At 70.0% G+C, this 26059-nt stretch carries 27 protein-coding genes; 6 read left to right on the top strand and 21 right to left on the bottom strand.

Annotation, left to right across the window (positions count from 1 at the left end; translation table 11 throughout):
• Positions 1-15 precede the first annotated feature (15 nt).
• Entirely contained in the window at positions 16-900 is an 885-nt protein-coding gene (locus QOL69_RS00755; RefSeq protein ID WP_283401651.1) for a DUF7547 family protein, read from the top strand.
• A 9-nt stretch (positions 901-909) separates the two neighbouring features.
• On the opposite strand, the gene QOL69_RS00750 is transcribed toward QOL69_RS00755, so the two are convergent.
• A complete protein-coding gene (locus tag QOL69_RS00750; RefSeq protein ID WP_283401650.1) occupies positions 910-1659 on the bottom strand; it encodes a sugar phosphate isomerase/epimerase family protein in 750 nt (249 codons plus the stop codon).
• A 179-nt stretch (positions 1660-1838) separates the two neighbouring features.
• On the opposite strand from QOL69_RS00750, the gene QOL69_RS00745 reads away from it, so the two are divergent.
• Positions 1839-2474, top strand: a complete 636-nt coding sequence (locus tag QOL69_RS00745) for an IS6 family transposase (protein WP_283401649.1) — start codon at positions 1839-1841, stop codon at positions 2472-2474.
• A 57-nt stretch (positions 2475-2531) separates the two neighbouring features.
• Positions 2532-2717: a hypothetical protein gene (locus QOL69_RS00740; RefSeq protein WP_079890681.1), complete on the top strand. Its 186-nt coding sequence runs from the start codon at positions 2532-2534 to the stop codon at positions 2715-2717.
• A 66-nt stretch (positions 2718-2783) separates the two neighbouring features.
• Here the strand turns inward: QOL69_RS00740 and QOL69_RS00735 are convergent, their stop codons facing one another.
• The 8 genes from QOL69_RS00735 to QOL69_RS00700 all read right to left on the bottom strand — a co-directional run bounded on the left by QOL69_RS00735 (position 2784) and on the right by QOL69_RS00700 (position 9192).
• Entirely contained in the window at positions 2784-3857 is a 1074-nt protein-coding gene (locus tag QOL69_RS00735) for a methionine synthase (RefSeq protein WP_283401648.1), read from the bottom strand.
• Positions 3857-4873: a 5-methyltetrahydropteroyltriglutamate--homocysteine methyltransferase gene (locus QOL69_RS00730; protein WP_283401647.1), complete on the bottom strand. Its 1017-nt coding sequence runs from the start codon at positions 4871-4873 to the stop codon at positions 3857-3859. Before QOL69_RS00730 ends, QOL69_RS00735 begins: the two co-directional genes overlap by 1 nt.
• 99 nt (positions 4874-4972) lie before the next feature.
• On the bottom strand, positions 4973-5551 hold the full coding sequence (locus QOL69_RS00725) for a HemK2/MTQ2 family protein methyltransferase (protein ID WP_283401646.1): 579 nt from the start codon (positions 5549-5551) through the stop codon (positions 4973-4975).
• A complete protein-coding gene (locus QOL69_RS00720) occupies positions 5548-6738 on the bottom strand; it encodes a mechanosensitive ion channel family protein (RefSeq protein WP_283401645.1) in 1191 nt (396 codons plus the stop codon). Before QOL69_RS00720 ends, QOL69_RS00725 begins: the two co-directional genes overlap by 4 nt.
• 1 nt (position 6739) lies before the next feature.
• Entirely contained in the window at positions 6740-7663 is a 924-nt protein-coding gene (locus tag QOL69_RS00715; RefSeq protein WP_283401644.1) for a 16S ribosomal RNA methyltransferase A, read from the bottom strand.
• Positions 7664-7783: 120 nt separating this feature from the next.
• Positions 7784-8416 carry a DUF655 domain-containing protein gene (locus QOL69_RS00710; RefSeq protein WP_283401643.1) on the bottom strand — a complete coding sequence of 211 codons (633 nt, stop codon included), beginning with the start codon at positions 8414-8416 and terminating at the stop codon, positions 7784-7786.
• Positions 8417-8540: 124 nt separating this feature from the next.
• A complete protein-coding gene (locus QOL69_RS00705; protein WP_048078150.1) occupies positions 8541-8897 on the bottom strand; it encodes an RNA polymerase Rpb4 family protein in 357 nt (118 codons plus the stop codon).
• Between the two features lies 1 nt (position 8898).
• Positions 8899-9192, bottom strand: a complete 294-nt coding sequence (locus QOL69_RS00700; protein ID WP_006112901.1) for a 50S ribosomal protein L21e — start codon at positions 9190-9192, stop codon at positions 8899-8901.
• 189 nt (positions 9193-9381) lie between these two features.
• Here QOL69_RS00700 and mptA point away from each other — a divergent pair, with 189 nt between their 5' ends.
• Entirely contained in the window at positions 9382-10308 is a 927-nt protein-coding gene (gene mptA / locus QOL69_RS00695; RefSeq protein WP_048078149.1) for a GTP cyclohydrolase MptA, read from the top strand.
• Between the two features lie 508 nt (positions 10309-10816).
• Here mptA and QOL69_RS00690 read toward each other — a convergent pair.
• The 3 genes from QOL69_RS00690 to QOL69_RS00680 form a co-directional block, all read right to left on the bottom strand.
• Complete coding sequence (locus QOL69_RS00690; RefSeq protein ID WP_283401642.1) at positions 10817-11623, bottom strand: TrmB family transcriptional regulator; 807 nt, start codon at positions 11621-11623, stop codon at positions 10817-10819.
• Positions 11624-11749: 126 nt separating this feature from the next.
• Positions 11750-13408, bottom strand: coding sequence for a DUF255 domain-containing protein (locus QOL69_RS00685; RefSeq protein WP_283401641.1), 1659 nt, complete (start codon positions 13406-13408; stop codon positions 11750-11752).
• 156 nt (positions 13409-13564) lie between these two features.
• Positions 13565-13786 (bottom strand): DUF8028 family protein, encoded by a 222-nt coding sequence (locus tag QOL69_RS00680; RefSeq protein WP_048078147.1) that lies wholly within the window; start codon positions 13784-13786, stop codon positions 13565-13567.
• A gap of 293 nt (positions 13787-14079) precedes the next feature.
• Here QOL69_RS00680 and QOL69_RS00675 point away from each other — a divergent pair, with 293 nt between their 5' ends.
• A complete protein-coding gene (locus tag QOL69_RS00675; RefSeq protein ID WP_283401640.1) occupies positions 14080-15189 on the top strand; it encodes an asparaginase domain-containing protein in 1110 nt (369 codons plus the stop codon).
• Between the two features lie 75 nt (positions 15190-15264).
• Complete coding sequence (locus QOL69_RS00670) at positions 15265-15948, top strand: hypothetical protein (protein WP_283401639.1); 684 nt, start codon at positions 15265-15267, stop codon at positions 15946-15948.
• A 69-nt stretch (positions 15949-16017) separates the two neighbouring features.
• Here QOL69_RS00670 and QOL69_RS00665 read toward each other — a convergent pair whose 3' ends face one another.
• The 9 genes from QOL69_RS00665 to cheB form a co-directional block, all read right to left on the bottom strand.
• Positions 16018-17232, bottom strand: a complete 1215-nt coding sequence (locus QOL69_RS00665; RefSeq protein WP_283401638.1) for an ATP-dependent ribose-1-phosphate kinase — start codon at positions 17230-17232, stop codon at positions 16018-16020.
• Positions 17229-18200: a ribose 1,5-bisphosphate isomerase gene (locus QOL69_RS00660; RefSeq protein ID WP_283401637.1), complete on the bottom strand. Its 972-nt coding sequence runs from the start codon at positions 18198-18200 to the stop codon at positions 17229-17231. The genes QOL69_RS00665 and QOL69_RS00660 overlap by 4 nt, the downstream gene beginning before the upstream one ends.
• A gap of 80 nt (positions 18201-18280) precedes the next feature.
• The gene (locus QOL69_RS00655; RefSeq protein ID WP_283401636.1) at positions 18281-18943 is read right to left on the bottom strand and encodes a ribulose-1-phosphate aldolase; all 663 of its coding nucleotides are present in this window, start codon (positions 18941-18943) and stop codon (positions 18281-18283) included.
• Positions 18940-19653, bottom strand: coding sequence for a ribulose-1,5-bisphosphate 5-phosphatase (locus QOL69_RS00650; RefSeq protein ID WP_283401635.1), 714 nt, complete (start codon positions 19651-19653; stop codon positions 18940-18942). The genes QOL69_RS00655 and QOL69_RS00650 overlap by 4 nt, the downstream gene beginning before the upstream one ends.
• Positions 19654-19734: 81 nt before the next feature.
• On the bottom strand, positions 19735-20607 hold the full coding sequence (locus tag QOL69_RS00645) for a CheF family chemotaxis protein (protein WP_048078144.1): 873 nt from the start codon (positions 20605-20607) through the stop codon (positions 19735-19737).
• A complete protein-coding gene (locus QOL69_RS00640; protein ID WP_283401634.1) occupies positions 20608-21822 on the bottom strand; it encodes a HEAT repeat domain-containing protein in 1215 nt (404 codons plus the stop codon). It abuts the gene before it with no gap.
• Positions 21822-22646 carry a CheR family methyltransferase gene (locus QOL69_RS00635; RefSeq protein ID WP_048078145.1) on the bottom strand — a complete coding sequence of 275 codons (825 nt, stop codon included), beginning with the start codon at positions 22644-22646 and terminating at the stop codon, positions 21822-21824. Before QOL69_RS00635 ends, QOL69_RS00640 begins: the two co-directional genes overlap by 1 nt.
• Positions 22643-24919, bottom strand: a complete 2277-nt coding sequence (locus QOL69_RS00630; RefSeq protein ID WP_283401633.1) for a chemotaxis protein CheA — start codon at positions 24917-24919, stop codon at positions 22643-22645. Before QOL69_RS00630 ends, QOL69_RS00635 begins: the two co-directional genes overlap by 4 nt.
• The gene (cheB, locus tag QOL69_RS00625; protein ID WP_283401632.1) at positions 24919-26013 is read right to left on the bottom strand and encodes a chemotaxis-specific protein-glutamate methyltransferase CheB; all 1095 of its coding nucleotides are present in this window, start codon (positions 26011-26013) and stop codon (positions 24919-24921) included. Before cheB ends, QOL69_RS00630 begins: the two co-directional genes overlap by 1 nt.
• Between the last annotated feature and the right edge of the window lie 46 nt (positions 26014-26059).

The raw sequence follows: 26059 nt of genomic DNA, 5'->3' as shown, positions 1-26059 counted from the left end.
CGCCTACGGCGCGGTATGAGTTCCCGCGACCCGCGCGACGACGGCCTCGAGGAGCGGCTCGACGAGCTGGAGGACGTGTTGGGCGAACTCCGGGCCGACCTCCGGGAGACCGAGCGCGACCGCCGCGGTCCCCCGCGGCCGCCCCGGCTCTCAGAGCTGGTCCGGTTCACCGAGCAGTACACCATCCCGACGCTCATCGCGCTGCTGGAGACGACGATCAAGTCGCTCGAACTGCTCCAGGGCACCCTCCGGCTCGCCGACCCCGGGCGGAGCGTCGCCGAGGGGACGGAGGGAGCGAGCGACCGCCTCGCGGACGTCCGCGACGGCGCGAGCGCCGGCCTCTCGCGGTCGCTCTCGGAGCTTCGGACCGCGCTCTCGGAGGCGGACCTTCCCGAGGAGGCCGCCTCGCGCTCGATCATCGCCGACGCCCGCGACCTCACCGCGGAGATCGAAGCCCGGATCGACGAGGGACGGCGAGAGGCGGATTCGGCGCGAGACCGACGGACCGGACGCGACCGCGACCGGAACCGAGGCCGGGACGACGGAGAGCAGGACGAGGCGGACCGACGAACCGACGCCGACGGGAGTCCGGTCCGGATCGACGTGACCGAGCCCGGAGAGGGAGACGACGAAGCGGGCGGCAGCCTCGATGACGAGGACGAAGACGACGCCCCGGAGGTCGACGTCGAGTCCGAGTTGGAGTCGATCAAGCGGCAGTTCGACGAGGACCGGACCGCGGCCGCGGACGCGGCCGATGGACCGGTGGCAGACGAGAACGCGCAAGCGGACGAGGACGCGGCAGCGGACGACGATTCGGCGGGAGACGACGGGAGATCGGGCGACGAGGCGGACGGCTCGGACGACGCGGACGACGAGCGCCCCGACGACCCGGCGAACTGAGTCGCGGTCTCAGAAGGACGCACCGAGCCGATCGGCGACGCGCTCGGCCGAATCGATGAGCAGCGTCTCGTCGTCGGTGAACACCTCCAGCGCGACCGTCCCGTCGAAGCCGGAGAGCTCGGACGCGACGAGTTCGTAGTCGACCTCGCCGGCCCCCACGGGGAGGTGCGTGTCGCCGCGGCGGCGCACGTCATGGCAATGGAGGTGGGAGATCCGGTCGCCGTGGCTCCGGAGGAACCGCTGTATCGCCTTGTTTCCCTCCTCCATGTACGCGTGGCCGAGGTCGAAACAGATCGGGGAGTCCGTCTCCCGAGCGAGGTCGCCGAGGACGGAGAGCTGGAGCCCCGCGTGCTGGTGGCCGACGTTCTCGACGACGACCTCGACGCCCGCCTCGCGGCCGGCGTCGGCGACCCGACGGAGCTGCTCGGCGGCCGTCTCCCGAAACGCTACGTCGTCGCGGTCGGCGGAGGTGGCGTGGAGGACCGCCTTCTCCGCGCCGAGGTCGCCGGCCGCGTTCAGGAGTCGACGCTGGTAGTCGACGATGGCGTCGTTGACCTCGGGGACGTACGTCGCCAGCCGCTGGCCGTACGGGAGGTGGACGAGCAGGTCGCGGCCGTCGAGCGCGTCGCCCAGTCGGTCGGGGTCAATCTCGCCGGGCACGAGCGTCGGCTCGCCGATCCCGAGCTCGCAGAACTCGAACCGCGCCGGCGACGCCGCGAGTCGGTCGAGGTCGTCGCCGACGGTGAGACCGATATCCATGGCGGCGGTGGGTTCGGTGTGGCCTTATAAATGGCGTCGCTGGAGTGGCGACCCTGCCATGATCCGAGTGACTGTTTTGAGATCCCGGTCGTTCAGTACAGGATAAGAAGTTATCATACCTCTTTGGGCGGTGTTCAGATAAGGTTTGAAAGTGAGGCGGTGCGTTTTCAAAGTGTTCTATGCCAAAAAACGACCGCCTCAGCGGCTGTTTAGACGAGATCAACTTAGAGTTTGTGGAGCGAGAAGCAACACCGAGGCTGTTGATGAAGCTCAGTATTCAGCTCCATTTGTCTGGACTATCGCTTTCGAATACTGTTTCGTTTCTTGAGGTATTCGGTGTTGATCGAGTTCGATCGACCGTTCATAATTGGGTTCACAAAGCCGATCTACAGCCAGAAACTGGCCGGAGCCCGAATCACGTCGCGGTTGATGAGACAGTGATTCAACTCGATAATGAACAATATTGGCTGTACGCTGCTGTCGACCCTGATTCGAACGATTTACTACACACACGGCTTGAGCCGACGAGAAATAACGCGATCGCAGATCGGTTTTTCGCGGAACTTCGCGAAAAACACGATGTAGATGACGCGATCTTTCTCGTTGATGGCGCGGCTCCACTTCAGCGAGCCTGTCGCAAACACGGCCTCGATTTTAGATACGAACGACATGGAAATCGGAACAGCGTCGAACGTGTTTTTCGTGAGGTAAAACGCAGAACTACCAGTTTCTCAAACTGTTTCAGCAACGCCGAAGCAGAAACAGCAAACGAGTGGCTCAGATCCTTCGCCTTCGCATGGAATCAGCTTATCTGAACACTACCCCTCTTTGCGAACACAATATTTATAATCTGACACGATAGCTCGTGATCAATGGCCGAAAATTCAGTTCCGAAGGTCGTTGTTGAAGAAGATGTTGAAGTAAGTGTGTATGCGCTCGGGTGTGTCGGCGCTATTGCAGCCGCCTACTACACGGGACAGACTGGAGCTTGGGAGCCACTCATGGCGGTCTCTATAGGACTCTCACTTGCCACCCTGTTCGTTACCTCCGAGTCATGAGCAAGCACCCTCCAACGGCTGTCTCAGAGTGAGATAGAATGAAAATAAAACGGCAGCAGGATCGCCTCAGTCGTCGGCGAGCGGGTTGTCGAGGTCGATCTCACCGGCGTCGATCTCGGTCTCGACCTCGCGGACCGCGGTCACCATGTTCTCGGTCTTGCCGTACGCGATCTCGCGCGGGAGGAGCTTCAGCCCACAGTCGGGCGAGATCGTGAGCTTCTCCGGCGGGACGACGCGGAGGCCCTGCCGGATGTTCCGTTTGATCTCCTCGACCGACTCCACCTCGGCGGTGTGGGCGTCGACGACGCCGAGCGCGAGGTCCGGTTCGAGTTCGGGCTCTTCGAGGACGGGAATCTGCTCGTAGTCGCCGTTCGAGAGCTCGATGTCGAACTCGTCGATCGGGTAGTCGTTGACCTCGGGGTACACCCGCGAGTAGTCGCCGTAACAGACGTGGAGGCCGATCCGGACCTCCTCCGGGATGCCGGCGGCGATCCGTTCGAGCGCCTCGCCGACGATGGCGTGGTCCTCCGGCGTCGTCGCCAGCGCCGGCTCGTCGATCTGGATGTAGCGCGCGCCGGCCTCGACCAGCTTCTCAACCTCCTCGTTGACGAGGTCCGCGAGGTCGTACACGAGCTCCTCGGTGGAGGGGTACGCCTCGTTGAACGCCCAGAATCCGAGGGTGTACGGGCCGGTGATCGGGACCTTGACGGGGCGCTCGGCGACCGAGGACGTGAACTCAAACTCGTCGACCAGCCACGGCTCGTCGTACTCGACCTCCTCGACGACCGACGGCTTGTCGAAGTAGTTGTGGCCCCACACCTTCACGGGGCCGTTGAACTCGTAGCCGTCGATGCGGTCGGCGAAGAACTCCACCATCTCGTTGCGGCGCATCTCGCCGTCGACGACCGTGTCGAGCCCGGCGCGCTCGTGCTCGTGCGTGATGAGCCGACAGGCGTCGTCGTGGGCCTCTTCGAGGTCCGAATCGTCGAACTTCGAGTCCGGGTCGTCGACGAGTTCGTCCGCGCGGTTGAGCCACTTCGGCTTCGGGTACGAGCCGACGACCGTCGAGAGCAGGAACGTGTCGTTCGGATGGTCGTCGGGGCGGAACTGGTCGCGGTTGGCGGCGGGGTTTCGGGCCATCAGTCGAGCACCTCCGTGGCGGCGGCGAGCGTGTTCAGCTTCGCGCGGTACTTGTTGGTCGGCAGGTAGAACAGTTCGGTGTTCGGCGTCAGGTAGGTCCGGTCGAACGCCTCGTTCGGGATCTGCGACTCGAACCACTCGACGCGCTCCGCGATCGTCTCCGGCTCCTCGACGAGCGTGTTCTGCCCGTCGACGAGGCCGAGGGCGAGCGAGTCGGTCGCGCCGAACTCCTGAACGTTGTAGACGGTGTCGTCGCGGTCGCCGGCGACCAGATCGAGTCCGAGCGCGTCCGCACCCGCCTCGTCGACGAGGTGGGCGTACAGCTTCTCGCCGAGCGCGCCGTAGGCGGTCTGGACGACCACGTCGGCGTCGGTCGCGTCGGCGACGGTCGCGATCGCGTCGGTCGCCGTCGACTCCTCGCCCTCCGCGGGCGGAGTCGTCACCAGCGACGGCTCCAGCAGGAACAGCGTCTCGTGGGCCGGGAACGCTTCGACTTCCCCGGCGAGGAACTCGGCGATCGCGGCCTGGAACTCGGCCTCGTCGCCGTAGTGGTCGTCGGTCGCCAGCTCCGCGAGCGAGTACGGGCCGGGGAGCGTGGCGGCGAGCGGCGCGTCCGCAGCGCCGTCGGCGTCGGCGAGCAGGTCGCTCGCCCGCTCCAGCTCGCGCGCCACGTCGCCCGAGAAGCCGAGGTCGTCGACGACCCGCGGGTCGCGGTAGAAGTTGTTGTTGTCGTAGTACCGCACGATCCCGCCGGTCTCGACGGCGTCGTGAACCGTGAGCGGGTGCGCGATCATGTCGTCCCAGCGCCCCTGCCCCTCGGAGACCAGATCCAGGCCGGCGTCGAGCTGGTCGTCGACGTACTCGGCGCGCACCTCGGCGTACTCCCCGACTATCGCCTCGCTCTCGTCGCCGCTCAGGAGGTCCCCCTTCTGGTGGCCCTTCAGGTCCGAGAGCGTCTCTTTCGCCCAGTCCGGGAGCGGGTACAACCCCGGCGTGGCCGCGACTCGTTCGGTCATCACCGTTCGTTCGATATGCCGTCGTATAATATTTTCTAATGTACCTTATGCTTCTCAGTAATTAAACAGTGGGTGGAGACGCGGGCGGACGACGCCGTCTCACTCTCGTCGCAGCGCCAACACGGTGAGCGTCTCGAACGGGAACGACTCCTCGACGACCGGCTCGGGCGCGAATCCGGCGTCCTCGGTCAGCGCCAGTACCTCGTCGTAGCCGGTGAGCGAGGAGACCAGAAGCAGGACCACGCCGCCGGGCGCGAGCACGCGGCCCACGTCGTCGAGGAACGGCTCGATGAGCGCGCGGCCCGACTCGCCGCCTGAGAGCGCGTGTTCCATCCAATCGTCCCACTCGTTGTCCGGGTCGGTCGGGAGGTACGGGGGGTTGAAACACACCGTGTCGAACGCGTCGGCCCGGAACGGCGAGCAGAGGTCGGCGACGACCCCCTCGACGCCGCGCTCGCGGGCCTGCCGCGCCGCGTGGGGGTTGAGGTCGCTACCGACGGTATCGAGGCCGCGTTCCTCGGCGATCTGCTGGGCGACCCATCCCGACCCCGTTCCCACCTCTAGGACGCGTCCGTGCGCCTCCGCGAGCGCCGCCTCCGCGAGCAGGCCGGAGTCCTCGGCGGGCTGGTAGACGACGGCGTCGTCGACCCCGCGACGCGCTGCGAGGTCGTCGGTCATCGCTCGGACTCACCCGACCCGTCGTCGCCACCTCTCGATCCGCCGCTGTCTCGCGACCCGCCCCCGTCTCTGGACTCGCCGCGCGTCCCGGCCCGGTCCTCGACCGACGCGTCCAGTTGCGGCCCGGAGGCGTCGTCCGAGCGGGCGGAGAGCGTCTGCTGCGGGAACGGGATGACGATCCCCTCGGCTTCGAGCGCGTCCTTCATCGCTCCCATGGCGGCCGTCTGGGTCCGCCAGCGCTTCCGCATGCTGGGGTTGCGGATCCAGTAGCGGAGCCCCAACACGACCGCGGAGTCCGCGAACCGCTTCGTCACGGCGTTCGGCTCGGGCATCTCGGCGACGTCCTCGACGCCCGCGGCCGCCTCCTCGACGACCGCGGCCGCGCGCTCGACGTCGGTGTCGTAGTCGACGCCGACCTCGACTTCGATCCGCAGGCGGTTCCGCCGCGAGCGGTCGACGATCGACCCCGACCGGACGGTATCGTTCGGCATCGTGATCACCTCGCCGTCGAACGAGCGCAGCCGCGTGCTCATGATCGATATCTCCGTCACCGTTCCCTCGTGGTCGCCGATCTCGACCCAGTCGCCGACCTCGAACGGTCGAGAGAACATCAACACGAAGCCGGCCAGTATCGCGCCGAGCGTCTGCCGCGCCGCCATCCCGACCACGATCCCGAGGAACCCCGCGCCGACGAGGAGGCTTCCGACGTTGTCGGTGAACAGCCCGACGACGGAGACCAGCGCCGCGGTGTAGACGGTCAGCTGCGTGATCCGGAGGATCACCTCCTGCTGATGTTGGGAGATCGACGCGCTCTCGGTACCGATCTCGCGGATGACGCCGCCGAGGAAATCCGTGAGCGCGTACGCGGTCGCCAACAGGATCACGGCGAGGACGACGTTCGACAGCTGGTCGGCGCTCAGCGCCGACCGGGCGGTCTCGAAGAGCGCGCCGCTCCGGTCCCACACCGCGATCAGCGCGATCGCGCCCAGCGCGGTGGCGACGCCGACCGCCGCCGACAGCAGCAGCCGCTGGGTGGAGGTGAGATCCTCGTCCCGCCGCTTCAGTCGTCCCGTGAGGTACCGCACCGCCAGCACGGTGACGACGATCCCCACCGAGGCGGCGAACCGTCCGAGGTTGCCCGCGAGCGCGCTCTGGAGGTCCGCCGCGAGACCGATCCACCCCGTCATCTCACGACTCCGTCGGTGACCCGCGTTCGCGGGCCAGCTCGGCTAGCGCGGCGAATGCCGCCGGTTCCAAGGTTCCCGGCCGGCTGCTCAGTAGCTCCTCGTCGGCCGCGTCGACGACCGCCTCGGGGTCGTCGAGCCCGGAGATGTGCGCCGTGTTCCGCACCGCGTTCCGCACGGTCTTGCGCCGCTGGGTGAAAAGCGCCTTCACGAACCGAAGGAAGAACGCCTCGTCGCCGACGGTGTACTCGGGGTCGCGGGGCGTACAGCGCACGACCGCGCTCTCGACGGCCGGCTGCGGGTCGAACGCCTCCTTCGGGACGCGCTCGACGATCTCGACGTCGGCGTAGTGTTGCGCGGAGACCGAGAGCCGGCCGTACTCGGACTCGCCGGCCGACGCCACCATGCGCTCGGCGAACTCCGCCTGAAACATCAACACGAGCGGCTTCTTCTCCGGGAGCAGCCGGAACGCGATCTCCGAGGAGACGCCGTACGGGAGGTTCGCGACGCAGGCCGAGAAGGGCGGGAGGTCGACGTCGAGCGCGTCGCCCTCGACCACGTCGAGCAGGCCATCCGCGACCGCGGTCGCGAACTCCTCGCGGAGGAAGTCGGCGAAGACCCCGTCGCGCTCGATCACCGTCACGTGGCCCGGTTCGGCGGTCCCGGCCGGGGTCGCGTCGGCAGTCGGGGCCGCGGTCGCCGCCGCCAGCAGGCGGTCCGTCAGCGCGCCCGCGCCGCCGCCGATCTCCAAGAGGTGGCTCCGGTCGGCGTCGTCCGGGAGGTAGCCGGGAATGCGGTCGAGGACTCGGTCGTCGACGAGGAAGTGCTGGTCGCGGTCGGGGTCGGCGCGCGAGCCGGCCCGCCGCGCGAGCGCGTCGGGGTCGCGGCCCCCGTACGCGGCGTCCTCACCCGTCGATGAGTCGGTCATGGCCGGGATACACGCGGAGTTCGGGTAAAAGTCTCGTTTCCGGGACGCTGCGGCGGGTCGGGGTCGACGCCCGCGTCGTAGTCGACGCCCGGATCGCTGCCGACCGGTGACCGCTTCGGCTCACTCCTCGCGGCCGACGAACGTCCGGTACTTCAGGTCGTCTTCCCGGATCTCCTCGACGATCCGTTCTAAGATTACCTCCTGCGGGCGGTGAAGCCCGGCAATGCGCTCCTCGACGTCGTCGAAGCTCTCGAACGGACCGCGCTTCCGCTCGTCCAACAGGTCGTTCCGCAGCTTCTTGCCGATCCCCGGTAGCAGGTTCAGCTGGTGGAGCCGGAGGGTGATCGGCCCCGCCTCGTTGTAGAAGTCGACGAACCGCTCCTCGTCCGCCTCGACGACCGCCTCGACCGCGTACTCGACCTCCGCGGCCGCGTTCCGAGTGAGGTCGTCGAACGACACCTCGCGGTACCGGCCGACCGCGGGGCCGTCGACCCCGATCCGGTCGCCCACCGAGACGTCCGCGTCGCCGTCGAGCGTCAGTTCGTACAACGCGAACGAGTCGGTTCCCAGCCCGTACGCCACCGGCGACTTGCGCGACTGCGGGCGGTCGTCGTCCGGGCGTCCGTTCAGCAGCACGTCGAGCAGGACGGCGGTGGGACCGCCGTCGTCGACACCGTCCGCTCCGGTGTCCGCGGCGTTGCCACCCCCACCTCGATCGTCGCCCGGCGTCCCGTCGCCGTCGGCGTGGTCCATGTATCGTTTATCGCTCCGAGCGGTGAAAAAACCGCTGGCGAGAGCGGGCGCTCGCTCGAACGAGCGCGGTCGAACTCGGAGAAACGTGGGAGACGCGGCAACCGGAGAACAGGGCGGCCCGCGTTCAGGCGTACTTCGCGACGACGTTGAGGATCTCGTCGAGCTCCTCGCCGTCGAGCGAGTAGCGCTCCTGGGCGAACACCGAGCGGAGCTCGGTGCGGTCCTCCGGGAGCAGGTCCGTGATCTTCACCGCGGTCGGCACGTCGACCTGATCCAGCTCGGTCAGTTCCTCGACCAGCTCGCGGGACTCGTCGGCGTCGAGGTCCGCGAACCGGTTGACGTGTTCGATCGCGCGCGCCAGCTCGTAGCGGAGGTCGCGGTCCTCGTCGGCCGCGCGCTCGTCTTCGATCTCCACGAGGATCTCCTTCGCCTCGGAGACGGTGACGTACTCCTCGTCGAGCTTCTCTTTGAAGATCGTCATCTCAGTTCTGCTGGGCGCGCATGTGGGCGGCGGTGACGATGAGCGTCTTCGTCTTGCCGCCGTCCGGAATCTCGACTTTGAACGCCGACCCCTGCTTGCCGACGACGGTGCCCGTCCGGCCGTCGAAGCGCGGGTGGAAGCGGCCTTTGGGGACGCTGGGGTCGATCTTGAGGTGGACCTGCGATCCCTCGTCGAACTCTTGGATCGCTCGCTGCGGCGGGGAGGTGCCGCGGTTACGGGGTTTGTTCGAGAGCTTGTCGCGAGTCGCCTTCTGCGGCCCATTGGAACTCGGCATGGTCTTGGAATCCTTTCCGCTGCCGCCGTTATAAATCGTGCGTTACGGGCCGCAGCGCGTTGACGACTCTCACACGCGACGGTCATGGGGGCGGACATCCCCCGTGCGGTGCCGGATAGCACGCGCGACAACCAGACGGACCTCCCCTTCCGAAAGGGCTAATCCCGGGTGTTCCCTAACACGTTCGTAATGAGTCATCAGCTGCCGGACGTGCAGGCGTCCGCGCCCGACGTCACCGTCGGGCTCTCGCAGGTCGGCGTCACCGGCGTGGAGAAGCTCGTCAAGCTGGCGCGGGGCGACAAGCGTCCCATCGTTCTCATGGCGGAGTTCGAGGTGTTCGTCGACCTCCCCAGCGGCCGGAAGGGAATCGACATGTCGCGGAACCTCGCGACGGTCGACGAGATCCTCGAAGACATCACCCGCGAGGAGGCGTACCGCGTCGAGGACGTCTGCGGCGACGCCGCCGAGCGACTTCTGGAAAAGCACGACTACACCACCACCGCGGAGGTGTCGATGTCGGCGGAGTTGGTCACCCGCGAGGACACGCCGGCGTCCGGCATCGAGACGCAGAGCACGGCGACGATCGTCGCCAGCGCGACCGCAACCGAGGACGGGACGCGCGAGGAGATCGGCGCGGAGGTCACCGGGATGACCGTCTGTCCCTGCTCGCAGGGGATGAGCGAGTCCCGCGCCCGCGACAAGCTCGCCGAACTCGGCGTCGACGAGGAGACGACCGAGGAGTTCTTAGAGGCCGTCCCGCAGCCGGGCCACTCCCAGCGCGGCCACGCGACGCTGACGATCACGACCGACGGCCACCCCGACGTCGACCTCCGGGACGTGATCGACGTCGCCCGCGACTCGATGAGCGCGCGCATCTACAACATGGCGAAGCGGCCCGACGAGGACCACATGACCTACGAGGCCCACGCGGACGCGAAGTTCGTCGAGGACTGCGTCCGCGCCCTCGCCGAGGGGACCGTCGAGGAGTTCCCGCATCTCCCGGACGACGCCGTGGTCCACATGAAACAGTCGAACGACGAGTCGATCCACCAGCACAACGCCCACGCGGAACGCGAGGTCAAACTGGGCGACCTCCGCGACGAACTCGGCCGATAAGCGCGTTTGGACGCTGTCGCTGGGCCTTTTTACATAAGTCCGGGTGTCGCTGGCAACCGTTTGTACGCGGTTAGTGGCGCTCGGGTGAACACCGCCGAAGCCCCAGCCGCTCGGCTGTACGTATCCAACCTCGTCGTAACCGACCCTCTGACCGAGACCGCCGAAGCCCCAGCCGCGAGGACTCGGTGCGCTCGCTGTCGTTCGAAAGGCGCGAAGCGCCTTTCGTGATGACGAGAGAGCTTCGCTCTCTCGAACCACGCTCCTCGTCGCTCCTTTCACTCGCTCCTACGGTGCTTACGTCGCGCGCCTTCGCCCTCGCGGCTGCCCCTTCGAGTCCCATCCCACAATAGCACCGCACCTCTCACCTCCCCAGCCTCGTCAGTCGCCGTCGCTTCGCTCCGGCGACTGACTCCCTCGCGCGACGCTCCTTCGCGGTCGCCGGGGGTGACCGCTCGGAGGCGCGCGCCACCGCACCGTCGTTTATAAGCTATCATCACCCAAGTCCGGCCTACCCGAACGTCAGCGGCTCCGCCTCCGCCCAGCGCGGCTCGAACTGCTCTTTGACGCTCGTCGCGAACTCGATGTCCTTCACGTCGATCATCGCGAACGGCTCGTCGGCCGACAGTGGATGCGGCACCTCGATACACACCTCGATCTCGTCGAACACGTTGAACGTCCCGTCGACGCCGGGCGAGGTTCGGACCTGGAAGCCGTCCTCCTCGGCCAGCTCCGACGTGTATCGGCGGCCGACGCTCCGGGGGAGCTCGTCGACCGTCGCCGGCGACAGCAACACGCGGATCTCCACGCCGCGTTCGAGCGCCGACTCCAGTTCCGCGGTCACGCGCTCGCCGATCGTGCCGAGGTCGAACCCGGTCGCGGGCGCGCCGGCCACCACGACGACCCGGCGCTCCGCGGCGGCGATCCGCTCCAAGAGGAGGTCCGTCGCGTCCTCCGCGCCGACGGCCGCGGTCCAGAACTGGCCGTCGACCGGCTCGCCGGCGTCGAGTTCGGCCGACAGGTCGTCGACGACCGACTCGTACTGTTCGGCCTGCGTCTGGAGCTCCTGCTTCTTCTCGTCGAGCAGGCGGTCGAGCGCGGCGTCCGGCTCGACCGCGACGTACTTCTTCGGTCGGCTGGCCGCCTGACTGCGGACCAAGCTGTGTTGCTCCAAGCTGTTGAGCACGTCGTAGATCCGGCCCATCGGGACCTCGCTCGCCCGGGAGAGGTCCTTCGCGGTGGTCGGCCCGGTCCGGAGGAGCGCGCGGTACGCCCGGGCCTCGTACTCGGAGAGCCCTAAGTCGCGGAGAGATGCCATATCCGGGGATGCCGCGGCACCCGTATAAACGCGTCGCACGTTTACGATCTGGGCAGCCGCACCGGCGGAGCGCGACGACTCCGCCGCCGATCCGACGACACGTCGCGCCCGTCGCGTCGCCGGGCGTCAGGCCAGTACGTCGCCGACGCGGTCCATCAACTCGCCCGGCGTTTCCGCCGGCTCGGAGGCGTCGTCGCCCCCGAGGACGACCGCGGTGCCCGCCGGAACCGACCGCGGCGCGGGCGCACCCTCCTCGTGGGCGTTCGGCGCGACCACCTTCTCGTGGTCGGCGACCCGCCACGCGGCGCGGTGGAGGTCGCTGCCGGGTTCGGTCCCGACCGCGATGACGGTCGTTCCGCGACGGAGGCGGGCGGCGAGGCTCCCGTAGCCGGCCACCTGAACGCTGAGCCGCTCGGTCGCGCCGGCGAACGCCTCGGCCGTCTCGCGGGCGACCTCGTGATACCGCTCTTCGCCCGTGAGCGCCGCCAGATCGGCCAGCGCCGTCGCCATCTCCACGTTGGCGTCGAGCGGCCGGAACGACCGGTCGAGCAGCCCCGACCCGGAGCGTGGCCCGTCGACGAACGAGCCGTTGACGCGGAGCCTGTCGATCGCCCGGTCCGCGACCGCTCGGGCGACGTCGACCCCCTCGCCCCGCACGCCGGCGGCGCGGACATACGCGCCGATGACGCGGGCGGCGTCTTCGAGCAGGTCGGTCTCGCCGGCCTCGTCGCTGCCGCGGTAGTGGGTCACTTCGCCCGTCTCGGCGTCGATCAGGTCCCGTTCGAGTCCGTCGAAGATCCGGTCGGCGTACTCGCGGGCGTGCTCGTCGTCGGTGTACGCGGCCACCGCGAGCAGCGCGTCCGCGGCGAGCGCGTTGCCCCCGGCGAAGACGGTGAGGTCGCGGCGCGGGTCGTCCAGCTCGGTGCGGTCCGCGGCCGGAGCCGCGTAGTACGCCCGGCCGAGCCCGGGACCGAGGCTCCCGCCGACGCCGTAGCCGGTCCACAGGTCGTCGGTGAGAAAGTCGACCGCGTCGAGCGCGGGGTCGAGGTAGGCGTCGTCGCCGGTGTAGAGGAAGGCGTTGGCGAACGCGCGGGTCACCGCGGCGTTCGTGTCGAGGGGCTTCTCGTAGGCGACGTCGCCCCAGTCGCGGGTGCCCGCGTACCGGAAGAACCCGCCCGCGACGTCGTCGGCGAGGTGGTCGCGGACCGCGTCGAGCGTCCGGAGCGCGCGGTCCCGGTCGCGCTTCAGCGCGAACTCGACGGTGCGCGGCAGCGGGAACTTCGCGTCGGACCCCCAACCGGCGTACTCGTCGTCGTACTTCACCTCCAGTTGGCCAGCGAGGTGGCTCTCGATGGCGTCCGTCAGCTCGCCGCGGGGCGGGAGGTCGGCGTCAAGCGCGCGGGGGATCCGCCCCGCCTCGCGGCCCTTGTCGGCCCACATCGTCCGGACCGATTCGAGGACCTGCCGCATGCCGTCGACATCGAGGTACCCCGCACCGGTCAGCAGCGTCCCATCGGGGGTGAGGAAGGCGGTCGTCGGGAACCCGCCCATGTTGTACCGCTCGCGGACTCGCGGGTGGCGGTCGACGTCGACGCGGACGGGGACGAACCCCTCGTTGACGTTGGCGGCAATCCGCGGCTCGGCGTAGGTGACGGCGTCCATCTCGTGACAGCCCTCGCACCACGTGGCCGACAGCGAGAGCAGCACCGGGCAGTCACGCTCGTCGGCCTCGGCGAACGCCTCGGGACCCCAGTCGCGCCACTCGACGCGAGTCTCGTCGCTCATACCCGCAGTCGGACCGGGCCGGGGGTAAGCGCTTCGAGAGCGGAAGGCGAGGGAGGCGGCGGTCGGCGAGGGATAACAGCAACAGAGGGTGGGAGGGCGTCGCGTCCGTGTCCACGCGGCGCGGCGGCGGTCGTCCGAGCGGTTCGACGGCGGTCCTCAGCGCTTGTGGTCGTGGCCGAGCGCGAGCGCGAGGGCGTTCGCGAACAGCAGGGCGACGAACAGCTGGCCGGTGCCGCCGTCGAGCCCAGAGTGTAGCAGGACGGGGTACGTGGCGGGAATCGCGATGGCCGCCCAGAAGGCCGCGGCTTTGACGGTGCCGGTCATCAGCCCGGCGAGCCGTTCGCCGGAGGCGATCTGCGTGGGAGCGGGGGTTGACATGGACACCTCTCCGTACGACGGGGGACCACATATAGCCCGACGAGGGTTCGGTGAATTTCACCACGTTTCTCGACCGTCCGGGACATTTTAAAAGCCTCTCAGAAACGTTTTAACTATTTATCGGACCAGCTAATCCTTTGTTTCGGGATCCAAGCCGATCCGTCAGTTTCGGACCGATCCGACTGCCACGGACCGCTTTGGACGACGCGAGGACCGGCCCGGTCGCGGCGGCGTCGGACGCGAGCGGCTGCCGCGGCACCAACCGATTTGTCCGTCGGGGGCGAGGGGAAGATATGACCGGAACCGATCGCTGCGACCGACGCGAGGACCGAACCGACCGAGACCGTTCCGCGGCGCGCACCGACGGTGGCCGCCCGCGGGTAGCGGTCGTCGCTTGCGGCGGCACCATCGCCTCGGAGCCGGGAGACAACGGTGCGGCTCCCGAGAAGACCGGGGCCGACCTCGTTGAGGCGGTGCCGGCCGTGACGGACCACGCGCGGGTGACGACCAGAGAGGTGTGCTCACAGCCCGGGTTCGACGTCCGGTGGCAGGACGTGCTCGCAACCGCGGCCGCCGCACGCGACGCGGTCGGCGAGGGGTCTGAAGAGGCCTCTGAGGCGGACGAGGCCGCCGAGGAGGGCGCGGACGGCGTCGTCGTCACGCACGGGACGGACACCCTCGCGGACACCGCGTTCGCGCTGGACCTCCTCACCGACCTCGACGCGCCGGTCGTCGTGACCGGCGCGCAGCGACGGCTCGACGAGCCGTCAAGCGACGTGCCGGCGAACCTCGCGCTCGCGGTGCGGGCGGCCGCGGACGACCGGTTCGCGCCCGGGGTCCACGTCGCGTTCGACGACGAGCTTCACGCCGCCCGCGACGTGGTGAAGGGCCACAGCAACGCGCTGTCGACGATGACCTCGCCGGGGGCGGGACCGGTCGCGACGTTCACCCGCGCCGCCTCGCGGCTCCTCCGGACGCCCGAGCGCGGCGTGCCCGTCGACCCCCTCGCGGACGCGGTCGATGACGCCGCGGCCGTGCCCGAGGTCCCGGTGATCCACTCCGGGACCGGCGTCGGCGCGGGCGCGCTCGAACGCGCGCTCGACGCCGGCGTCGGCGGGGTCGTCGTGGAGGGGACCGGGCTCGGGAACGTCACCCGCGCGCTCGGCGACGCGGTCGGCGAGACGATCGACGACCCGTCCGTCCCGGTGGTCGTGGCGGGCCGTCCGCCGGCCGGACCGACGGAGCCGGTGTACGGGACGCCGGGCGGAGCCGTCACGCTCGCGGAACACGGGGTGACCTTCGCCGGAGACCTGCCGGCCGCGAAGGCGCGCGTCGCGCTCGCGCTCGGCCTCGCCGCCGGCCTCGATCGAGACGGGATCGAGGCGCTGTTCGCGCCGGCGTGATCGCCGGCCGCGGTCGCTCAGACGGCTGTTTGTGCGTACACGAAGCCCTTATATGCCGGCCGCGTACCGCGAGGTATGACCGAGTTCACGCGACGGAGGACCCTCTACGGTGTCGCCGCCGGCGGCGTCGCCGCGCTCGCAGGGTGTACCGAGGCCGGCGACCCCGTTCCGGGCGGGAACGGCTCCGACGGCGGAGACGGCGGCGACCCCGGAAACGACACGGACGGCGGGAGCGGTGACGGCGACGGCGGTGACGGCGACGGCGACGGCGGTGACGGAGGCAGCGACGGGGCCGACGACGACGGCGAGGTCTCGACCGGCGTCCACCAGGTCGGCGAGGCGCTCTCCGGCCCGGCATGGGACCGGACGCAACGGCGCGGGATCTGCGTGCTGATCACCGAGGAGGACGGCGAGGGCACGGGAATCCTCGACGGGGCCCCCGAGCCGGCCCGGGAGTTCCTCGCGAAGACCGACTTCGCGGAGTCGGTCGTCTGCTACGTCGAGTCCGTCGGGCCGACCACCTGTCACGACGAGATCGCGTTCGACGGGGTCGGCGTCGCGGACGGGACGCTCGTCGCGGACGCGACGGTTCGAGGCCGAGAGGACGAGGCGGTGGCCTGCGGCGAGGCGATCACCTACTCGTCCGCGCTGCTCCGCGTCACGAGCGACCCGCTCCCCGAGTTGGCCCAGTTCTCGGTCACCGACGGCTGGGGGGAGACGGGGGCGGTCCGAAACGGGGACGGGATCTCCGACCGGTAGCCCCGCGGGCGGCGTTCGCCCTGACGACGACCCGTCGAGCGTGCCGGCCTCGACCGCGACGGCGAGGGGTTACGCGCGGACCTCGATGAGGAGATCCGTCTCCGGCGACTCGCCCATCGTCTCGCGGACGCGCTCCCACGAGAGGTCGGTCCGCGCGGTCACCGACTCGGTCGCGACGGCACCGCAGGCGTTGGCGACCAGGATCGGCACCTGGTAGTCGCGCGGGTCGTGCGAGAACCCGTCGCCGGTTATCTCCGGCTCCCGCAGCGCGGCCGCGAGGAACCCGGCCGCGAAGGCGTCGCCCGCGCCGGTCGTGTCGACCGGGTCGACGTCGAACCCCGGGTGCGAGACGCTGCCGTGCGGGGTGCGGACCGTTGCGCCCTCGTCTCCGAGCTTGATCGCGACGACGCGGTCGTCCGGCTCCCACGGGTCGACATCGGTCCCGGCGTCGAGCGCGTCGGCCTCGCGGTCGTTTACGAACAGGACGTCGCTCGCCGCGAGCGCGGCGTCGAACTCGCGGTCGGCCACCCGGCGGCCGGGGTCGAAGCTCCGGGTCGCGCCCGCCTCCGCGGCCGCGGTCGCGAGCGCCGCCGCGGTCTCGGGCTGTTGCCCGGTGAGGTGGAGGTGGTCGGCGGCCGCGAGCGTGTCGCGGTCGAGTCCGGCCGCCGAGAACGACTCGTTCGCACCGTCGTTGGCGAGCATGAGCAGCTCGCCGCCGCCGTCGACGATGACGTACTTCACCGAGGTCGGCTCGGCGGCGTCGACGAGCACCTGTCCGGGGTCGACGCCGGCCTTCGACAGCTCGCGCAGCGCCAGCGCACCCGACTCGTCGCCGCCGACGCTGCCGTAGACGACCGACTGGCCGCCCAGATCGACGAGCCCGACCGCGACGTTCGCGGCGCTGCCGCCGCCGGACTGTTCGAGCCGCTCGATCCGGGTCTCGCCGTCCGGCTCCGGGAGGCTGTCGACGTGGATCGTCACGTCCCAGTTGATGTGGCCCGCGGAGACGACCTTCGGCACGCGAGCGCCGTCCTCGGGACTCAGGTCCGGGTCGGCGTCGACCGCGGGGTCGACCGCGTCGTCGCTTTCTCCGCCGTCGACGTCGGCGGGCGAATCGTCGGTCGCCGCCGCTCCGTCCGTCGTCGCCGCTCCGTCGTCGCCGGCGGGCGCGTCGTCGCCCTCCCACTCGTCGAGTTCGCGGTCCCACTCCGCGACCGTCTCGTCCCAGTCGTCGACGCCCTCCTCGCCGTCGCCGTCCGGGGCAGCGTCGTCGCGGCCGCTCATTGCTCTGCCCACGGTTCGGCAGCGCCCTCGCCGAACAGCTCCCGCATCAGCGCCACGATGCTCTCCGGAGGGAACTGCCCGTGTTCGGTGACGATCGCGTCCATGTACCGCGGCGGCGTCACGTCGAACGCCGGGTTCTCGACCGCGATCTCGCCGATCGCCTCGCGGGCCTCCGGGTCGATAACCTCCTCCTCGTCGCGCATCTCGATCTCGACGGTGTGGCCCGTCAGCGTCTCCGGGTGGAGCTTGATCGTCTGGGCCGCGGTCATGATCGGGACGCCGCGCTCGCGGGCGTTGACCGCCAGCCCCGAGGTGCCGATCTTGTTTATCACGCCGCCGTCCGCGGCGATCGAGTCGGCACCGACGACCACGTGGTCGACCTCGTCGAGGTACCGCCGCGCCGCCGAGTCGACGATCAGCGTGACGGGGACGCCCATCTCCCGGAGCGCCTCGGCGGTGATGTGCCCTTGCTGGCGCGGCCGCGTCTCCTTGACGACCGCCGATATCGACTTCCCCTGCTCGACCGCCGCCTCGATACACGCGAGCGCGTCGGTGGAGTGACAGTGCGTCATCACCGTGTCGCCGTCGGCGAGGCGGTTCGCACCGACCTCTCCGAGGTCCTCCTGCGCGCGGTCGAGCTGGCGGACGAACGCGTCGCTCGCGTCGACGACGCTGTCCCGAAGCGCGTCGACCGACTTCCCTTCCATCCGCTGGAGGACGTATCGGAGGGCGTTCGGCAGCGACACCGCCGTCGGACGCGTCTCGCGGAGGGAGCGTCCCGCGGCGCGCATCGACGCGCGGAACGCCTCGGGGTCGCTCGCGGTCGCGTCCGCCTCGGCCGCCGCCTCCGCCTGATCGGCGAGCGCCTCGGCGGCCGCGGCGGCGATGGTCGCCGCACCGCGGATCTCCATGGTCGCGATCGACTCGGCGGTCTCGCGGACCGCCGGGGCCGGCTCCGTGTCTGTCATACCGATCCCGTAGCCCGCCCCGGTATTTATAAAACCGGCTCTGCGTCGCCCGGACGGGGCGGGGAGAGGACGCGGACGTATCAGGCGTCGTCCGGCTGCTGGCCGTAGCTCTCGAACCGCTCCTCGACGGTCGCCATCTGCTCGTCGGTGAGGACGTGCGGCTCGCCCACCGCGGACGCGCGGAGGTAGAGCCGACAGATGTCCTCGACGTGGTGGGTGTTCTCGACGGCCGTCTCGACGTCCGGGCCGGTCACCACCAGCCCGTGGTTCGCGAGGATTGCCGCGTCGGAGTCGGCCTCGGCCATCGCGGCGACGACGTTCGCGGCCAGTTCCTCGGTGCCGTACGGCGCGTAGTCGGCCAAGGGGACCTCCCGCCCAACCGCGGCGATCATGTAGTGGATCGGGGGGAGCTTCCGATGGAGCGTCGCCATCGTCGTCGCCCACGGCGAGTGGGTGTGGACGATCGCGCCCGGCCGGTCGTGCTTGTAGATCCCCGTGTGCATGGGCACCTCGCTCGACGGGGCCATCCGGCCGGCCAGCCGCTCGCCCGAGAGCGAGACGACGGGCACGTCGACGGCGTCGAAGGAGTCGTACGGGACGCCGGTGGGCGTGACCGCCACGGCGTCGCCGTCGCGGACGCTCAGGTTCCCGGTCCGTCCCGGGGTCAGGTCCGCCAGCGCGGGCGCGTACTCAACGACCGCCTCGCGCGCCTCGCGGAGGAGGTCGGGGTCCTCTCGGCTCACGCCGCCACCTCCGTCAGGTCGGCGAAAGAGTCGAGTCGGTGGTCGGGGCGGCGCGGACCGGTGAGATCCGCCGCGGCGGGCGCGTCGCCGTCGGCGACGAACAGCGCCGTGTCGGTGCCGACGGCGTTCGCGCCGGCGACGTCGGCGTCGACGTTGTCGCCGACCGCGAGCGCCTCGGTCGGTCGGTAGTCGAGTTCGGCGAGCGCGGTCGTGAACGGGAGCGCGCTCGGCTTCTCGCGGCCGACCTCCTCGGAGGTGACGAGCAGGTCGATCCGGTCGTCGATCCCCAAGTGCGCGAGCTTGCGCAGCTGGACCCGCGTCGTGAGGTTGGTCACGACCGCAACGTCGGTCCCCGCCGCCCCGAGGGCGTCGAAGACGGTCTCGACTCCCTCACAGAGCGCCATCTCGTCGAGGAACCCGTCCCAGTAGGCGTCGCCGGCCGCCAGCGCGCCCGCGACGTCCGGCTCGCCCGCGTGCCGGTACAGGCCGCGCTTGAAGTAGACGTGCCGGTCGTGGGACGCGGCGGTGGTGCGCGTCTCGCGTTTCGCCTCGCGGCGGCCGACCGCGTACAGGTCGTCGAACGCGTCGCGGTCCAGTTCGTATCCGCGCTCGCGGAGGGCGTCGAGCGCGGCCCGCTTGCCCGCCTCGTTACACGGGGCGTACGGGTACAGGGTGTTGTCGAGGTCGAAAAGCACCGCCTCGTAGCTCATGGACGCACTCGGCGGGGCACCGACTTAAACGTGATTCGACGCGGCGACCGGGATCCTCGGCGGATGGGTTCCGTCGCCCGGCTACTGCTCGTTCATCGCCTCGCTGGCGATGTTGCGGCCGCGGGAGTTGAGCGCGACCTCCCGGCGGATCCGGACCTCCTCGACCACTTCGAGCTCGACCAGCCGCTCGAACGTCTCCTCGACGTCGTCGACGTCCATCCCGAGGAACGAGGGGATCTCGAACGGCGAGACGCCGGAGTACAGCGCCATCAACACCTCTCGGTCGCGACTGGAGAGGTCGACGTTCGTCGACGAGCGCTCCTCGCCCTTGCGGAGCCACGACTCGACGAACCGCATCCGGTTCGGGTCGCCCGCGACGTGGGTCTCGATACTCGTCCCCTCGTCGTCGGTGTGTGACACCTCGATGACGGGCTTCTTATCGCCGTTAACGGTGCGTTTCGCGGCGTCGAGCCCGCTGATGTCGTCGAGGTCGAACTTCACGAAGACGCCGCGCTCCAAGGCGGCGTTGAGACCGTTCTCGTCGATCTTCACGCGGGCCTGCTCCCACTCGGTGTCTTGGACGACGCCGCCCTCGATCGCGGGGTGTTTCGCCATCACGGTCTTCTGGTCGAGCAACGCGCGGTAGACGTCGCGCTCGAACGACTCGTGGTCGGAGGCCGCGACGAGAAGCACCTGCTCGCCCAGATCGAAGCTCACGTAGTTCGAGACGCGCGCGACCGTCTGGTTCGCGTCGTGGCGACCGCCGAGCCGCTCCAGCTTCGACAGGGGGACCGTCCGCTTCCCGTCGTTGCCGGCGAGGATCAGCCGCCGGTTCGAGAGGAGGACCCGTCCGGGGGTCCAAGAGACGTCGCTCACCTTCCGCCCCTCGCGGACCGCGACCGCGAACTTCGCTTGGGTGTCGGTGATCTTGTACTCGCTGTCCTCCTGAGACATTTACGGACCACCCGCCTTGAGCTTCGAGACCGCCGAGAACACGCGCTTTCTGACGGCCTGACTGTCGTCGTCGGCGTACTCTTCGAGGCGGTTCAGCGTCTCCTGTCCGCCGATCTGTCCGAGGACGAACACGGCCTTCGCGCGGGCGTCCTCCGGGTGTTCGGGGCCCAGCTTGTCGAGCAGTCGGTCCTCGACGACCGGGCCGCCGAGGCTCTTCAGACTCGTGGCCGCGAACTGCGCGGTCTGCGGATCGTCGTCCGCGAGCGCGTCCGCGAGCGCCTCCACCGCCGTAGGGGTGTCCGGGTCCGCCACGCGCCCGAGGATCCACGCCGCGTTCCGGCGCTGGCGGGACTGCTGGCCGTCGGTGAGGATCTCGACGAGCGGTTCGACGACCGTCGCGTCGTCGGCCGCCTTCAGCTCCGAGACGACCTGGTCGCGGACCGCGTGGCTCTGCTGGGTCGGCACGTTCGAGAGCAGTTCGATGACGGAGTACACCGCCGCGTTGCGCACGACCGCGCTCTCGTCGCCGAGCGCCCGCGCGAGCGGTTCGACCGGCTCCGGGTTGCTCGCCTTCCCGAGCGCGCCGGCCGCGATCCGTCGGATCGACTCGTCGCCGTCGTCGAGCAGGTCGAGGAGCGGCGACAGCGCCTCGTCGGTGCCGATCGCCCCGAGGGCGTTCGCCGCGGCACGGCGCACGCGCGGGACCTCGTCGCCGAGCGCGTCGCGGAGTCCGGGGACCGCCCGCGGGTCGGCGAAGGTCCCGCAGGCCTGCGCCGCGCGCAGTCGGACGCGGGCGTCCTCGTCGTTGAGCGCGCCCACCAGCGGTTGAACGCCGCTCGCGTCGTCGAGCCGGGCGAGCGCGTTCGCCGCGGCCATGCGGAGCTCCGGGCGGTCGGCTTCGAGTGCGCGGGCGAACTTGCGCGCGGTTACCCACTCGGCCTCGCCGTCGTTGCCACCCCCGGTGAGCTCTTCGAGGAGCTGTTCGAGCGCGGCCTCGCCGATGGCGTCCAGCGCGTCGACGGCAGCCCCGCGGACCTCGGGGTCGTCGTCGGTGGTCGCGGCGCTGAGTAGCCCGTCGATCGTCGGCTGGTCGCCCTCCTCGCCGATCTCGCCGAGGAACTCGGCGGCGCGGCGGCGGACGGCGGCGCTGTCGCTGCCGAGCGCGTCCCGGATCTGCTCCGCGTTCCCGTCCCGGGCGTGCTGGTACAGCGACATCAGCGCCTCCCGAACACCCGCCGTCGCTTGTCGATCGGCTCGTAGCGGTCGCTCCGGTCCGGGGGGACGCTCTCGGTCATTCCCAACACGAGGACGCCGTCCTCTGCGAGCGACGCCTCGAGCGTGTCGAACAGGGCGGCCTTGTGGTCGATGTCGATGTAGATCAGCAGGTTGCGGCAGAGCACCACGTCGAAGGGGTCGCGGGCCCCGTCGCGGATCAGGTCGTGCGTCTCGAACTCGACGAGGCGCTTGACCGCCGAGCGCACGCGGAACGCGTCCTCGTCGCGCTCGACGTAGCGGTCCGGGTCCGAGAGCGGCTCCAGCTCCTCGGCGATGTCGGTCGTCCGCGTCGTGTGGTAGACGCCCTCTCGGGCGTTGTCGAGCGCCTCCTCGCTGATGTCGGAGCCGAGCACCTCCACGCGCGACTCGTCTATCTCGTCGTCGTCGCAGGCTAACATTGCGACTGAGTACGGCTCGCGGCCGTCGGCCGACGGCGCGGACCACACCCTGACGCGCCGCTGGTTCGCGGTCCGCTCGCGCAACACCTCGCGGAGGACGTCCCACATCTCCGGGTTGCGGAAGAACTCCGTCACGTTGATCGTGAGCGCGTCCATCAGCGCCTCGCGCTCGTCGGCGTCCTCGCGGAGGATGCGCTCGTACTCGGCGTGCGACTCCGTGTCGCGCCGCCGCATCCGCGCCGTGATCCGGCGGTCGAGGTACGACTCGTTGTAGTACCCCGGCTCGAACGGAACCGTGTCGTCGATCTGCCGGAGAACGCCCTCGAACGCGGTCTCCCCCGCCGGGCCGTCCGTCGCGTCGCTCATAGGCTCACCACGTCGAGCACGGCCACGACATCCCCGTCCCCGAGGACGGCCGTGCCGCTGAGGCCGGGCGTCCCCGAGAGCGGACCGTCGAGCGGTTTGACGACCACTTCCTCCTGGTCTAAGACGGCGTCGCAGTGGAGCGCGACCTGGCGGGTCTCCTCGCGGATCCGCACGAGCATCCCGTCGTCGGTCGCGCCTCCGGCCTCCTCGGCCGCGTCCTCGTCGTCGCCGATCTCCGGTGCGTCGGCGCTCTCGCCGTCGACCGCGACGCCGCCGTCGGCGGCCGGGGTCTCCTCGGCGGACGTCTCGGCCGCGGTCGGGTCGATCTCGCCGAGCCGCTCGTTGAGCCTGACGACGGGGTAGAGGTCGTCCTCGTGTCTGACGACCTCGTCGCCGTGGACCTCCTCGACGTCGTCTGCGCGGGCGACCTCCGCGATCGATTTTATCGGGATGCCGTACTCCGTGCCGCCGACGTCGACGAACATCACCTTCACGATGGCGACGGTGACCGGGAGCCGGAACCGGACCGTCGTCCCCTCGCCCGGGTCGCTCTCGACCGAGACCGAGCCGTCGAGGTCGCGCGCGGTCGTTCGGACCACGTCCATGCCGACGCCGCGGCCGGAGACGTCCGTGACCTCCTCCGCCGTGGAGAAGCCGGGGTGGAACACGAGGTCGTACACCTCGTCGTCCTCCATCGCCTCGACCGCTTCGCGGCTCTTGACGCCCTCGTCGACCGCCTTGTCGCGGAGCTGATCGGGGTCGAGTCCCCCGCCGTCGTCGGTGACCTCGATGATCACGTGGTCGCGCTCGCGCTCGGCCGTGAGCTCGACGGTTCCCATCGGGTCCTTGCCGGCCGCCTCGCGCTCCGCCGGCGACTCGATCCCGTGGTCGACCGCGTTCCGCAGGACGTGGACGAGCGGGTCGCGCATCTCCGTGAGGATCGTGCGGTCCAACTCGACGTCGTCGCCCTCGATCTCGAAGTCGATCCGCTTGTCGAGGTCCCGCGAGATGTCGCGGACGAGCCGCGGGAACGAGTCGGACACCTGCGAGAACGGGATGAGCCGCATGTCCATCGCCGTGTCCTGAAGGCTGGAGGCGAGCTTGTCCAGCTCGTCTAAGGCGTCGGACTCCGCGTCCGTCCCCTCGATCTCGCGGCGGAGCTTGATCCGGCTCGTCACCAGCTGTTCGACCAGCCCGTACAGCTCGTCGACTTGGTCGACGTCGACGCGGATCGACTTGATCTCGTCGCCGGACTTGGAGTCGGACCCGCCGGACGACGACCCGCCGTCGTCGCTCTCAGATTCCGCCGGTTCGGGGTCGGCGGCCTCGAACTCGTCGTCGGCCGCGTCGCTCGGAGCGTCCACGTCTTCGGCCGCGTCGGCATCGTCGGCCGCATCCGCGTCGTCGGCCGTCGCGTCACTCGATCCGGCGTCCGCGTCGCCGTCGGCCGACCCGTCGACCGCGACCGCCGTCACCGACTCAACCTGCGTGAGCGCCCGGAGTCCCTCGGCGACGACCTCGGGGTCGGCACCGCCGACGAACGCGTCGAACCGCTCGTCGTACTCGCCGTCCTCCAACGCCTCCGGATCGGGGTCCGTCGCGTGCGCGTCGAACTGCTCGTCAAGGGCCTGAAGCACGAGCGCCGCGTCAACCCCGGCCATCTTCGCCTCGCCGATCGTCACGTCCGCGTACGCGACCGGCTCGGGGAGGTCGGCCGCGGCCGCCGGCGGCTCGGGCACCGAGACATCGGGCGCGTCGGCGTCGCCTTCGGCGTCGTCGCCTTCAGTATCGGAGTCGCCCTCGTCCGACGCCTCGCTTTCCGCGTCGTCAGCGGCGTCGCTCGCGTCGTCGCTTCCCGCGTCGTCAGTTCCGCCGTCACTCCCGTCGCCGCCGACGGTGCCGTGTTCCTCCATCTCGCGCAGGCGCGATTCGAGGTCGGAGGGGTCCGTCGACACGTCGCCGGTGTCGGCGATCTCCGAGACCATCGCCTCGACGGTGTCGACCCCCTCGAAGAGGAGGTCCATCAGCTCGGGGGTCACCTCGCGGTCGCCCTGCCGGACCGCGTCCAGCAGGTCCTCCAAGGCGTGTCCGAAGTCGGAGACGTCCTCGTACCCCATCGCCGCGGCGTTCCCCTTCAGGGTGTGCGCGACGCGGAACACGTCGTCCATCGCCTCGGCGTCCTCGGGGTCGGCTTCGAGGGCGAGCAGGGCGTTGTTCAGGTCCGTGATCCCGTCTTCCGCCTCGGCGACGAACGCGGCGCGGTGGGAGTCCATCAGGCCTCACCCCCCACGATCGCGCCGGCGACGTCGTCGAGGTCGTGTACCTCGTCGATCCCGCCGGTCTCGACGGCGCGCTTCGGCATCCCGTAGATGACGCAGGTGCCCTCGCTCTGCGCGAGCGTCCGCGCCCCGGCGTCGGCCATCGCGCGGATCCCCTCGGCGGCGTCGGATCCCATCCCGGTCAACACGACGCCGACGAGCGGGTCGTCGATCACCTCGGCGGCCGAGCGCATCGTCACGTCGGCCGCGGGGGTGACGGTGTGGGAGTCGTCGTCCGCGTCGAGCTTGACGCGGAGCCGCCCCGAGCGGTAGCTGTCGATCAGGGTGTGGCTGCCGCCGCGGGCGACGAGCGCCTCGCCGGCACCGATCCGCGCCCCGTCGCTCGCCTCACGCACGTCGTACGCGGAGGCCTCGTCGAGCCGGTTCGCGAACCGCGACGTGAACGCCTCCGGCATGTGCTGGACGATCACCACGCGGCAGTCGGCCATCGGCAGCGCCGACAGCACGCGCTCGACCGCGTTCGGGCCGCCGGTCGACGCCGCGATGACCACGGTCAGGGGTCCATCGACGTCGACCGTTCCCGCGTCGGAACCGGCGTCCGACCGACGCGACGCCGCGGAGCTGGGGTCGTCACGCTCGCGCGTCGCAGCGTCGAGGTCGGCGTCCGCGACCGACCGCACCGCCTCGACGAGCCGCTCGGACTCCCGCGAGACGCCGGTCGAGACCTCACCGCCGGGCTTCGCGAAGAAGTCGACCGCCCCGCGGTCGAGCGCCTCGAAGGTGACCTCCGCGCCCTCGTCGGTGTGCGCCGACAGCATCAACACCGGCGTCGGCGTCTCCTCCATCAGCCGCTCGACGGCTTCGAGTCCGCCCATACCGGGCATCTCGACGTCCATCGTCACGACGTCGGGGCGGGTCTCGGCGACCACCGAGAGCGCCTCTTCTCCGTCCCCCGCCTCGCCGACGACCGCGACCCCCGCATCGCTCAAGAGATCACTTATCAGACCCCGCATGAACGGGGAGTCGTCGACGACTACCACCCGCGGCGACCCGTCCCGACCGCCGCGCCGATCCGTCGTCCTGCTCATGTTCCACACCGGACCCAGAATCAGCATAAATCCACGGACCCAGTAA

It is taken from the genome of Halorubrum sp. DM2, from assembly GCF_901686465.1.
In the GTDB taxonomy this organism is placed as follows: Archaea; Halobacteriota; Halobacteria; order Halobacteriales; family Haloferacaceae; genus Halorubrum.
This window is presented reverse-complemented; position numbering and strand designations above follow the sequence as displayed.

Excerpts from the sequence above, each read along its gene's own strand:
- QOL69_RS00690 (WP_283401642.1), bottom strand. The coding sequence starts at position 11,623 with ATGGCATCTCTCCGCGACTTAGGGCTCTCCGAGTACGAGGCCCGGGCG.
- QOL69_RS00685 (WP_283401641.1), bottom strand. The coding sequence starts at position 13,408 with ATGAGCGACGAGACTCGCGTCGAGTGGCGCGACTGGGGTCCCGAGGCG.
- QOL69_RS00645 (WP_048078144.1), bottom strand. The coding sequence starts at position 20,607 with ATGTCTCAGGAGGACAGCGAGTACAAGATCACCGACACCCAAGCGAAG.
- QOL69_RS00635 (WP_048078145.1), bottom strand. The coding sequence starts at position 22,646 with ATGAGCGACGCGACGGACGGCCCGGCGGGGGAGACCGCGTTCGAGGGC.
- QOL69_RS00640 (WP_283401634.1), bottom strand. The coding sequence starts at position 21,822 with ATGTCGCTGTACCAGCACGCCCGGGACGGGAACGCGGAGCAGATCCGG.
- QOL69_RS00730 (WP_283401647.1), bottom strand. The coding sequence starts at position 4,873 with ATGACCGAACGAGTCGCGGCCACGCCGGGGTTGTACCCGCTCCCGGAC.
- QOL69_RS00745 (WP_283401649.1), top strand. The coding sequence starts at position 1,839 with ATGCCAAAAAACGACCGCCTCAGCGGCTGTTTAGACGAGATCAACTTA.
- QOL69_RS00675 (WP_283401640.1), top strand. The coding sequence starts at position 14,080 with ATGACCGGAACCGATCGCTGCGACCGACGCGAGGACCGAACCGACCGA.
- QOL69_RS00670 (WP_283401639.1), top strand. The coding sequence starts at position 15,265 with ATGACCGAGTTCACGCGACGGAGGACCCTCTACGGTGTCGCCGCCGGC.
- QOL69_RS00740 (WP_079890681.1), top strand. The coding sequence starts at position 2,532 with ATGGCCGAAAATTCAGTTCCGAAGGTCGTTGTTGAAGAAGATGTTGAA.
- QOL69_RS00660 (WP_283401637.1), bottom strand. The coding sequence starts at position 18,200 with ATGACAGACACGGAGCCGGCCCCGGCGGTCCGCGAGACCGCCGAGTCG.
- QOL69_RS00720 (WP_283401645.1), bottom strand. The coding sequence starts at position 6,738 with ATGACGGGGTGGATCGGTCTCGCGGCGGACCTCCAGAGCGCGCTCGCG.
- QOL69_RS00715 (WP_283401644.1), bottom strand. The coding sequence starts at position 7,663 with ATGACCGACTCATCGACGGGTGAGGACGCCGCGTACGGGGGCCGCGAC.
- QOL69_RS00650 (WP_283401635.1), bottom strand. The coding sequence starts at position 19,653 with ATGAGCTACGAGGCGGTGCTTTTCGACCTCGACAACACCCTGTACCCG.
- QOL69_RS00665 (WP_283401638.1), bottom strand. The coding sequence starts at position 17,232 with ATGAGCGGCCGCGACGACGCTGCCCCGGACGGCGACGGCGAGGAGGGC.
- QOL69_RS00630 (WP_283401633.1), bottom strand. The coding sequence starts at position 24,919 with ATGGACTCCCACCGCGCCGCGTTCGTCGCCGAGGCGGAAGACGGGATC.
- QOL69_RS00750 (WP_283401650.1), bottom strand. The coding sequence starts at position 1,659 with ATGGATATCGGTCTCACCGTCGGCGACGACCTCGACCGACTCGCGGCG.
- QOL69_RS00705 (WP_048078150.1), bottom strand. The coding sequence starts at position 8,897 with ATGACGATCTTCAAAGAGAAGCTCGACGAGGAGTACGTCACCGTCTCC.
- cheB (WP_283401632.1), bottom strand. The coding sequence starts at position 26,013 with ATGAGCAGGACGACGGATCGGCGCGGCGGTCGGGACGGGTCGCCGCGG.
- QOL69_RS00710 (WP_283401643.1), bottom strand. The coding sequence starts at position 8,416 with ATGGACCACGCCGACGGCGACGGGACGCCGGGCGACGATCGAGGTGGG.
- mptA (WP_048078149.1), top strand. The coding sequence starts at position 9,382 with ATGAGTCATCAGCTGCCGGACGTGCAGGCGTCCGCGCCCGACGTCACC.
- QOL69_RS00680 (WP_048078147.1), bottom strand. The coding sequence starts at position 13,786 with ATGTCAACCCCCGCTCCCACGCAGATCGCCTCCGGCGAACGGCTCGCC.
- QOL69_RS00735 (WP_283401648.1), bottom strand. The coding sequence starts at position 3,857 with ATGGCCCGAAACCCCGCCGCCAACCGCGACCAGTTCCGCCCCGACGAC.
- QOL69_RS00700 (WP_006112901.1), bottom strand. The coding sequence starts at position 9,192 with ATGCCGAGTTCCAATGGGCCGCAGAAGGCGACTCGCGACAAGCTCTCG.
- QOL69_RS00725 (WP_283401646.1), bottom strand. The coding sequence starts at position 5,551 with ATGACCGACGACCTCGCAGCGCGTCGCGGGGTCGACGACGCCGTCGTC.
- QOL69_RS00755 (WP_283401651.1), top strand. The coding sequence starts at position 16 with ATGAGTTCCCGCGACCCGCGCGACGACGGCCTCGAGGAGCGGCTCGAC.